The following is an 8261-nucleotide window of genomic DNA, read 5'->3' as shown; positions in this document are numbered from 1 at the left end:
CCATCAACGTCCCCCCGAAGGGTTCAGATGATTTCCTGCGCTCGACTTGCATGTATTAGGCACGCCGCCAGCGTTCGTCCTGAGCCAGGATCAAACTCTCCAAAGAATTTGATATAGCTCTTTAAAAATGACGAAGCTTGCGCTTCATTCAAAAATTGTAAAACTTTTTTGCCTCATCGTTCAGTTTTCAAAGTTCGTCAGTTTAAATGGTGGGCCTAAGTGGACTCGAACCACCGACCTCACGCTTATCAGGCGTGCGCTCTAACCGGCTGAGCTATAGGCCCATAATGAAAATGGTGCACCCTGAGAGATTCGAACTCCCGGCCTTTAGATTCGTAGTCTAACGCTCTATCCAGCTGAGCTAAGGGTGCATATTGGTGCGGTCGAGAGGACTTGAACCTCCACGGTGTTAACCACCACTAGGCCCTCAACCTAGCGCGTCTACCGATTCCGCCACGACCGCAGCGTATTAAGGTGTTACGAGGGAATAAAAATGGTGAGTCATGCAGGGCTCGAACCTGCGACCCTCTGATTAAAAGTCAGATGCTCTACCAACTGAGCTAATGACTCAAATTATAAGCTGGGCCGGAAGGGATCGAACCTTCGCATGTCGGAATCAAAATCCGATGCCTTACCACTTGGCTACGGCCCAACGTAAATGGCGGTCTTGACGGGATTTGAACCCGCGATCTCCTGCGTGACAGGCAGGCATGTTAACCCCTACACCACAAGACCGTTATACGTGCTTAAATTTGAAATGGTGGAGGATGACGGGATCGAACCGCCGACCCCCTGCTTGTAAGGCAGGTGCTCTCCCAGCTGAGCTAATCCTCCATATGATGGTGACCCGTACGGGATTCGAACCCGTGTTACCGCCGTGAAAGGGCGGTGTCTTAACCGCTTGACCAACGGGCCAGATGTATGTGTTTTCTAAAAATTAAGTGGCGGAGACGGAGGGATTCGAACCCTCGCACCGGTTTCCCAGCCTACTCCCTTAGCAGGGGAGCCCCTTATAGCCTCTTGGGTACGTCTCCAAAATAAAATGGCTCCGCAAGTAGGATTTGAACCTACGACCTACCGGTTAACAGCCGGTTGCTCTACCACTGAGCTATTGCGGAACGTTGCTTGAATTTATCGAAGTAACGATTTAAATTGTAACCGCAAACCAGAAACCTGTCAATCACTTTTTTAGAAAAGCTTTAATATTCCATGCCGTCTCTCGGCGACTTCTATAAGATAGCACGGGTAGAAAAGACCGTCAACACTTTTTCATAAAAAAATCGAGCAAAATGAAAAACATTTTGCTCGATGCTAGTTTCTTCTTATTTAAGCGCGTGGTTCAAGCATCGTGAGACTGATTCTGCCACGATTGGCATCGACTTGTTCGATCCATACGGTGACAATATCGCCGACCGCGACGACATCGAGCGGATGTTTGACGTAGCGATTCGACAACTTCGAAATATGGACGAGCCCATCTTGCTTCACTCCGATATCGATGAACGCCCCGAAGTCGATGACGTTCCGTACCGTCCCTTGGAACTCCATACCGACTTGAAGGTCTTCTAAGTTCATGACGTCTGTCCGAAGTAACGGCTTTTGAATATCTTCGCGCGGATCACGTCCTGGTTTTGCGAGCGACTTCAAGATATCTTCGACTGTCGGCAATCCGGCGTCCATTTTCTCGCTCAGCGCTTTGGCGTCGACCGTCTTCAATCGATCTCGCAGTTCAGCTGTACCGACCGCTTGCTTCGAAACACCGAGTTCCTTCAATAGAGAGAGCGTCAACTTATAGCTCTCCGGATGAATCTCGGTTTGGTCGAGTACATCACTCCCGTTTGTGATTCGTAAAAAGCCGGCCGCTTGCTCATACGCCTTGGCTCCAAGACGCGGTACTTTCTTGATCTCTTTTCGTGTATCAAAGCGCCCGAACTCATCCCGATACGCGACAATGTTTTTAGCCGTCGTCTTATTCAACCCGGATACGTATGTCAACAGTGATTCGGAAGCCCGGTTCACATCGACCCCAACCATGTTGACGACACTTTCGACGACAAACTCGAGCGATCCTTTCAGCTTGTTCTGACTGACATCGTGCTGATACTGTCCGACCCCGACAGACTGCGGGTCGACTTTAACAAGTTCAGCCATCGCATCTTGAATGCGTCGCGCGATCGAGACAGCCGAACGTTCCTCCACTTTCAATTCCGGGAATTCAGACCGGGCGATCTCTGACGCCGAGTAGACACTCGCCCCCGCCTCGTTGACGATAGCGTAGGCAATCTCGCGTTCAGCTTTCTTCAGCCAGTTCGAGACGAACTGCTCCGTCTCACGTGAAGCGGTCCCGTTTCCGATGACAATGACTGAAACCGGATAACGTTTCACGAGCGATGACAACACTTTCTCCGAACCGGCAACATCGTGTTTCGGTGCGGTCGGATAGAAGACACCGACCTCTTCGACTTTTCCAATCTCATTGACGACCGCCCATTTACATCCTGTACGGTAAGCCGGGTCAATCCCGAGGACGACGACTTCGCGAAGCGGTGGCTGCATGTAGAGCTGCTTCAAGTTTTTCGAGAACACATCGATTGCCTGTTCTTCGGCCGTCTCGGTCAACTCGCTACGAATCTCGCGTTCGATGGCCGGGAATACTGACTTCTTGAACGCGTCCTTCACGGCGAGCGTGACGAGTTCACGTTTTTCCGTCGGCAAACGGTCAAACTTGGCGAGCGCTTGGCGCATGAAGCCCGCTTCGTCGAAGACGACCTTCACTTGCAACACATCCGTGCGCTCTCCTCGATTCAATGCGAGGATGCGGTGCGGAACAATTCCCGCGATTTTTTCTTCATATTCATAATACTGGGCGAACACTTCTTTCTCGTCTTCTGCCTGTTTCTTCTTCTGTGAACGAAGGAGCGCCTCTTTTCGGACTCGCGTTCGAAGTGATTGTCGAAGTGTCGCCACTTCGCCCCACTCCTCACCGATGATCGATTGCACGAACGGAAGTGCTTCTTCTAGCGAAAGGTCACCCGCGAACGACTCCGCTTCTTTCAGTGAATAGGGTGTCGGTTGACGATACCAGTCGGCGAGGGCTTGCAACCCTTTTTCCCGTCCTTGTTCAGCTTTCGTACGTCGCTTCGGACGATAAGGAAGGTAAATGTCATCGACTTGTTGCAGGGTCGTCGCCGCTTCTAGCGCCCGCGCTAATTCCGGTGTCGCTTTCTCGAGCTCTTCGAGTTTGGCGAGGACATCCGACTTACGCTTCTGCAAACTCTCTTCATATTGTAAGGCGTCGAGAATCGCTTTGATCTCCACTTCATCGAGATTACCGGTCATTTCTTTACGATACCGGGCCATAAACGGAATCGTCGCTCCGTCTGCGGCGAGCTGTTGCACCGTCTCAACTTGATTCGTCTTCAACTTCAACTCTTTAGCAACTTTCGTAATCAATCGAATCACTTCCTTTTCTCTTCTCTCTAGAAGTGTAGCAAACTCACGCGCGGACGACAAAAAAACGATGACCGTTTAGTCATCGTTCGAGAATACTTCATTGAGCGGGACTTTGATGGCTTCACGCAATTTCTCGAGTGCACGTCGTTGCAAGCGCGATACGTGCATCTGTGAAATTCCGAGGAGTTCACCCGTCTCTTTTTGGCTCATGTTTTTATAATAAGCACATTCTAAGATTGCCTGTTCTCGTTCATTCAGCACACTGAACGCTTTTTCAAGAATGAGGCGCTGGTCGACCGACTCGTAGCCACGTTCTTGGCTCCCGACGAGGTCGAGAAGTGTGACGGTCGAACCTTCGTTGTCCGCTTCGATTGAACTATCGACAGAGAGGGCTTGATAACTCTTACCCATCTCGAGCGTCTCGAGAATCTCTTCGTCAGAAACGCCGAGGTGATCCGCGATCTCATCGATGCGTGGCGAACGTTGCAGTTCGGTCGTCAATTCTTCGACCGTCTTCTTGATTTTCGGTCCAAGCTCTTTAATCCGGCGTGGAACGTGGACGCTCCACGTCTTGTCACGGATGAAACGCTTGATTTCACCGATGATCGTCGGAACGGCAAATGACTCGAAACTGCGTCCAAACTCAGGGTCGAAACGACGAAGGGCAGCGAGAAGTCCGATCATACCGACTTGAACGAGGTCGTCATGGATGGCACGGCCGCGTGAAAACTTTCGTGCAAGTGCCTCAACGAGGTCCGAGTATCGGTTAATGAGGAGCATCTGGACTTCTTCATTTTGATCGTCCTGTTGATAACGCTCAATCCACTCTAATACTTCATCATCACTGTGATGGCGTTGTTGAGATTTTGCTGGCACTCTGATCCACCTCGTCCCTATTAAGGAGTTTCGTCATCGTCACCTTGACACCATTGTCCTTGTTGATCGAGACGTCATCCATTAAGGCTTCAATGAGGAAAAGACCGAGTCCCCCTTCGTGAAGCGATTCGATTTCAGCCGTCTCTTCGACTGGCGCCGCTTGGCGTTTCACGTCGTCGGCAAACGTTTTGCCAGAGTCCTCGATTGTCATTTCGAGACGATCGTCATGGACGCCGCACGTGAGTTTCACTTCACCTTCTTGGTCTTCATAAGCATGTTGAACAGCATTGCCACAGGCTTCCGAGACCGCGATTTTAATATCTTCGATCTCGTCGTACGTGTATCCCATACGGTTAGCGATTCCTGAGACGACTAAACGGACCACACCGACATACTCCGGTTTGGCCGGGAACGTCATCACCGTCTGTTCGATGTTACTCATTGCGTGCCACCTCTTACGTTTGTATTGATTGAAAGCAACTTGTGCAGTCCTGTCAATTCAAAGAGACGATTGACGCGGTCGGTCACGCCGACGAGCGACAACTCTTTCTCATTACGTTTAGCTATTTTAAGGGCACCGACAAATACGCCGAGACCAGTTGAATCCATATAATCCACTTCATCCAAATGAACGGTAACATCTTGTTCCGTAATGGCCGGATGCAAGACTTCCTTCAATTTTGGTGCGGTATATGTATCCACTTCTCCGGATACGTAAAGGTGTAATTGTTCTCCAATGACTTGCTCGCGAATCGCTAAATCCATCGTATATTCCCTCCTAATGTGCGTACAGAAAAACTGAGTACGATTAAACTAAATTCCCGTTTCACAGAATTCTAAACTAATTTTAAAGATTTTTTTGAAAAAAAACCGATACCCATGTATCGGTTTCTTTATATGTAAGCTAGAGAGGGATTAATCCCAGACTAATCTCTAGCGCTCGGTCAACTTTGTGCATCGTCTCATCATCGAGATGAGTGACTTTATCCGTCAGACGACGCTTATCAATCGTTCGAATCTGTTCAAGCAAAATCACGGAATCTCGTTCGAGACCATGTTTGACTTGATATACCTCTACATGAGTCGGCAGTTTTGCTTTTTGGATCTGAGCCGTAATCGCAGCGACAATGACGGTCGGGCTAAAGCGATTGCCGATATCGTTTTGAATGACGAGAACCGGACGAACTCCACCTTGCTCTGAACCGACTACGGGCGACAGATTCGCATAAAACACGTCACCACGCTTTACGATCACTCCGCTCACACCCCGCTTACTTGACGTAAGAGAGCATGTTCGGCTTCCGTCTCAATCATCAGCATCTCTTCTGCCATATTCAAATTAAACGCGGCCATCTCTTGATAGCCTTTCGCCAATTCTTCGCGCAGTGTTTGTTGTCGATCAGCAATTTCTTTGGACAAGTACGTCACTACATCGTTCAATGACAATGATTCACGGTCTTTCATCGAAATCGGACCCACATGCTGCGAGAACCGATCTGGAACGGACGCTAAAGCACCCGCAGTTCGCTGTTTCAACATCTTACACCTCCAGAATCGTTTCAATGACTGGCGGAAATCTTCCCGCGTTCTTTACCAATATAACACGCGAGTTTGGGAAAATATAGAGAATTCCTAAAAGAATTCAGATAATTTCACACGGTTTCCGCTTTACACATAACGTCGTGGAAGACGGCTCGTCAATTGACAGACGACTTCATAATTGATCGTCTCGAGTTGCGTGGCCAGTTCGTCAATCGCGACCGGTCCGCCGATGAGCGTGACGGTCGTCCCGACCGGCAGCTCGTTAGGAAGCCTTACCATGAAGCGATCCATACAGACACGACCGACGATTGGACAGCGCTCTCCATTGACGTCGACTTCGAAGCCGCTCGCTTTACGAATCCAGCCGTCGGCATATCCGACCGGCACGGTACCGATCCACTCATCTTCAGTCGTCGTATACGTCGCCCCGTAACTGATCGTCTGTCCGGCTTCGAGTTGCTTCACCTGCATGAGCTTGCTCTTCAAGGTGAAGGCAGGACGAAGGAATGTATAGAAAGAAGCCATCTCAGCAGACGGGTAGAGACCATAGATCGCAATTCCGACCCGTACCAAGTTATACGGCACATCTTCCCCGGCCATACGGATCGCCCCGGCCGAGTTTGACGTATGGATGTAGCGGAAACGTGAGTGGAGTCCGTCCATCAACTGACGGAACCGCTCCTGTTGCTCATAATACAGCTGGCTGTCCGGCTCATCCGCCGTCGCGAAATGAGTATAGATGCCTTCCACGACGAAGCGGTCATCGGCCGCTTCTAGAAGCGCATCAAGTTCAGCGCGGGTCCGCAGACCGAGGCGTCCCATCCCGGTGTCGACTTTCACATGAACGGTGAGCGGACGGTCAGATAGATGCGTGCGCGCCTCACGTAACCAGTCGGCCGAAAAGACAGACAATGTCACATCGTGCTCGGCTGCGACGCCCGCATATTCTGGGAACTGGGCTTCCATGACGAGAATCGGCGCTTTAATCCCGGCCTCTCGGAGCTCGATGGCTTCCTCGAGCAAAGCCACACCAAGCATCGTCGCTCCGTTCTCGAGCGCGATCTTCGCCACTTCGACAGCGCCATGTCCGTAAGCGTTGGCTTTGACGACGGCCATGAGCGCTTGCGGGATCCGTTTTTTGATTTCGATTACGTTATGCTTGATCGCCGCCCGATCAATTTCAATCCAACTTGGACGAAACATCGTGATCCTCCTCTTCAATGATGACTTGTGCCACGGCGTATTGCTCGCTATGGCTGATACTTATATGAATTCGGCCTGAGAACGGCGCCGTCATATGCGGTCGCCCGGTCTCATCCGGTAAGATTTCGATTTGTTGCCACGACAGGCCACGGGCAATACCGGTCCCGACCGCTTTGGCGTACGCTTCTTTCGCCGCGAATCGTCCGGCGATGAATTCGACGCGGCGCTGTTCCGGGTATGCGTCCGCGAGCGCCCGTTCGGCTTCGGTCAACAGACGCGTGACGAAACGCTCATTTTTGATTGAGCGGGCAACCCGCACGAGCTCGACAATATCGATTCCGATTCCCACAATCACAGGACACTCGCTCCTTTCCTTTTTCACTCATTTCCTTATACAATTAAAGAAAGAGGTGATGCTATGTTTAGTCGTACTGAGAATGTTCAAACGTTCGTCCGAGCGTATCCGCTCGTAACGCTGTTCATTGTAATCCAACTGCTCGTGTTTGTCATCGATTCTTTGGTCCCTGGCCTCCGAATCGTCGCACTCGGCGGGTCATTCCATCTCGCGCTTGCCCAAGGGGAGTGGTACCGTCTCTTGACGGCCAACTTCATCCACTTAGGCCTCGGTCATTTGCTGTTCAACTCGTTCGCTTTGATCATCTTCGGACCTGCGCTGGAACGCATGGTCGGTCACATCAAATTCGCCGTGTTTTATATCGTGGCCGGTGTGCTTGCCAACCTGCTCACGTTCTTCACAGTGAGTGAACTGTTTTATCTGCAAGCCGGTGCGTCCGGTGCGATTTTAGCGATTCTTGGCTTCTACGTGTACATCGGTCGGTTCCGCCGAACGCTCATCTATAGCCAAGATGCTCGACTCGTCTATATCTTCGTCGCCATCAGCGCCGTGTTCACGCTCATCGGGGCGAACGTATCGCTGTGGGGACATGTGTACGGCTTCCTGGCCGGATTTGTGCTCGCGATCCCACTCTCCCGGTTCGCGGTGCCCTATTCGCGCCCGCTCCGTTACGGGAAGTACAAGCCACGTAAGTATTCGCCGCCAATCATCCATACAGGTGAAGGCAAATGGATTTTCTACGTCATCGTCGGACTGGCCGTGTTCGGTCTGTTCGCCCGCTTCCTATGAGAGTAAAAAGAGAGGATTCGCCAAAGCGGCGAATCCTCTCTTT

Annotated in this window: 9 protein-coding genes, 10 tRNA genes and 1 rRNA gene; 1 reads left to right on the top strand and 19 read right to left on the bottom strand. The window is 51.0% G+C overall.

Features of this window, described 5'->3' with window-relative positions:
* The 19 genes from EVJ33_RS04565 to acpS form a co-directional block, all read right to left on the bottom strand.
* Positions 1–106 (bottom strand): 16S ribosomal RNA (locus EVJ33_RS04565); the annotation flags it as partial.
* A 101-nt stretch (positions 107–207) separates the two neighbouring features.
* Positions 208–284, bottom strand: a tRNA-Ile gene (locus EVJ33_RS04560).
* Between the two features lie 10 nt (positions 285–294).
* Positions 295–371, bottom strand: a tRNA-Arg gene (locus EVJ33_RS04555).
* A gap of 4 nt (positions 372–375) precedes the next feature.
* Positions 376–463 (bottom strand) — tRNA-Leu (locus EVJ33_RS04550).
* A 31-nt stretch (positions 464–494) separates the two neighbouring features.
* Positions 495–570, bottom strand: a tRNA-Lys gene (locus EVJ33_RS04545).
* Positions 571–580: 10 nt separating this feature from the next.
* Positions 581–652: transfer RNA gene (locus EVJ33_RS04540), tRNA-Gln, on the bottom strand.
* Between the two features lie 7 nt (positions 653–659).
* Positions 660–735: transfer RNA gene (locus tag EVJ33_RS04535), tRNA-Asp, on the bottom strand.
* 23 nt (positions 736–758) lie between these two features.
* Positions 759–834: transfer RNA gene (locus tag EVJ33_RS04530), tRNA-Val, on the bottom strand.
* A 6-nt stretch (positions 835–840) separates the two neighbouring features.
* A tRNA-Glu gene (locus EVJ33_RS04525) sits at positions 841–915 on the bottom strand.
* A 27-nt stretch (positions 916–942) separates the two neighbouring features.
* Positions 943–1034 (bottom strand) — tRNA-Ser (locus EVJ33_RS04520).
* Between the two features lie 9 nt (positions 1035–1043).
* Positions 1044–1118, bottom strand: a tRNA-Asn gene (locus EVJ33_RS04515).
* Between the two features lie 208 nt (positions 1119–1326).
* A complete protein-coding gene (locus tag EVJ33_RS04510) occupies positions 1327–3462 on the bottom strand; it encodes a Tex family protein (protein ID WP_483297300.1) in 2136 nt (711 codons plus the stop codon).
* Between the two features lie 66 nt (positions 3463–3528).
* Positions 3529–4329: an RNA polymerase sigma factor SigB gene (gene sigB, locus EVJ33_RS04505; RefSeq protein ID WP_021068185.1), complete on the bottom strand. Its 801-nt coding sequence runs from the start codon at positions 4327–4329 to the stop codon at positions 3529–3531.
* Complete coding sequence (gene rsbW / locus EVJ33_RS04500; protein ID WP_131434816.1) at positions 4295–4771, bottom strand: anti-sigma B factor RsbW; 477 nt, start codon at positions 4769–4771, stop codon at positions 4295–4297. The genes sigB and rsbW overlap by 35 nt, the downstream gene beginning before the upstream one ends.
* Positions 4768–5094: an STAS domain-containing protein gene (locus tag EVJ33_RS04495; protein WP_021068183.1), complete on the bottom strand. Its 327-nt coding sequence runs from the start codon at positions 5092–5094 to the stop codon at positions 4768–4770. The genes rsbW and EVJ33_RS04495 overlap by 4 nt, the downstream gene beginning before the upstream one ends.
* Before the next feature lie 139 nt (positions 5095–5233).
* Positions 5234–5584, bottom strand: coding sequence for a type II toxin-antitoxin system PemK/MazF family toxin (locus EVJ33_RS04490; RefSeq protein ID WP_029596222.1), 351 nt, complete (start codon positions 5582–5584; stop codon positions 5234–5236).
* Positions 5585–5589: 5 nt separating this feature from the next.
* Positions 5590–5868 carry a hypothetical protein gene (locus EVJ33_RS04485; protein WP_114164815.1) on the bottom strand — a complete coding sequence of 93 codons (279 nt, stop codon included), beginning with the start codon at positions 5866–5868 and terminating at the stop codon, positions 5590–5592.
* A 129-nt stretch (positions 5869–5997) separates the two neighbouring features.
* Positions 5998–7074, bottom strand: a complete 1077-nt coding sequence (gene alr, locus EVJ33_RS04480) for an alanine racemase (RefSeq protein WP_131434814.1) — start codon at positions 7072–7074, stop codon at positions 5998–6000.
* Positions 7052–7429 carry a holo-ACP synthase gene (gene acpS, locus EVJ33_RS04475; protein ID WP_131434812.1) on the bottom strand — a complete coding sequence of 126 codons (378 nt, stop codon included), beginning with the start codon at positions 7427–7429 and terminating at the stop codon, positions 7052–7054. The genes alr and acpS overlap by 23 nt, the downstream gene beginning before the upstream one ends.
* Before the next feature lie 63 nt (positions 7430–7492).
* Between acpS and EVJ33_RS04470 the strand changes: the two genes are divergently transcribed.
* Complete coding sequence (locus EVJ33_RS04470; protein WP_131434810.1) at positions 7493–8218, top strand: rhomboid family intramembrane serine protease; 726 nt, start codon at positions 7493–7495, stop codon at positions 8216–8218.
* Positions 8219–8261 lie beyond the last annotated feature (43 nt).

Source organism: Exiguobacterium sp. SL-10, assembly GCF_004337025.1.
GTDB lineage: Bacteria > Bacillota > Bacilli > Exiguobacteriales > Exiguobacteriaceae > Exiguobacterium.
The sequence above is the reverse complement of the archived record's forward strand: the minus strand, read 5'-3'. Positions and strand labels throughout refer to the sequence as shown.

Bases quoted from the DNA above. Each gene is read 5' to 3' on its own strand.
- rsbW (WP_131434816.1), bottom strand. From the start codon at position 4,771: ATGAGTAACATCGAACAGACGGTGATGACGTTCCCGGCCAAACCGGAG.
- EVJ33_RS04495 (WP_021068183.1), bottom strand. From the start codon at position 5,094: ATGGATTTAGCGATTCGCGAGCAAGTCATTGGAGAACAATTACACCTT.
- EVJ33_RS04485 (WP_114164815.1), bottom strand. From the start codon at position 5,868: ATGTTGAAACAGCGAACTGCGGGTGCTTTAGCGTCCGTTCCAGATCGG.
- alr (WP_131434814.1), bottom strand. From the start codon at position 7,074: ATGTTTCGTCCAAGTTGGATTGAAATTGATCGGGCGGCGATCAAGCAT.
- EVJ33_RS04470 (WP_131434810.1), top strand. From the start codon at position 7,493: ATGTTTAGTCGTACTGAGAATGTTCAAACGTTCGTCCGAGCGTATCCG.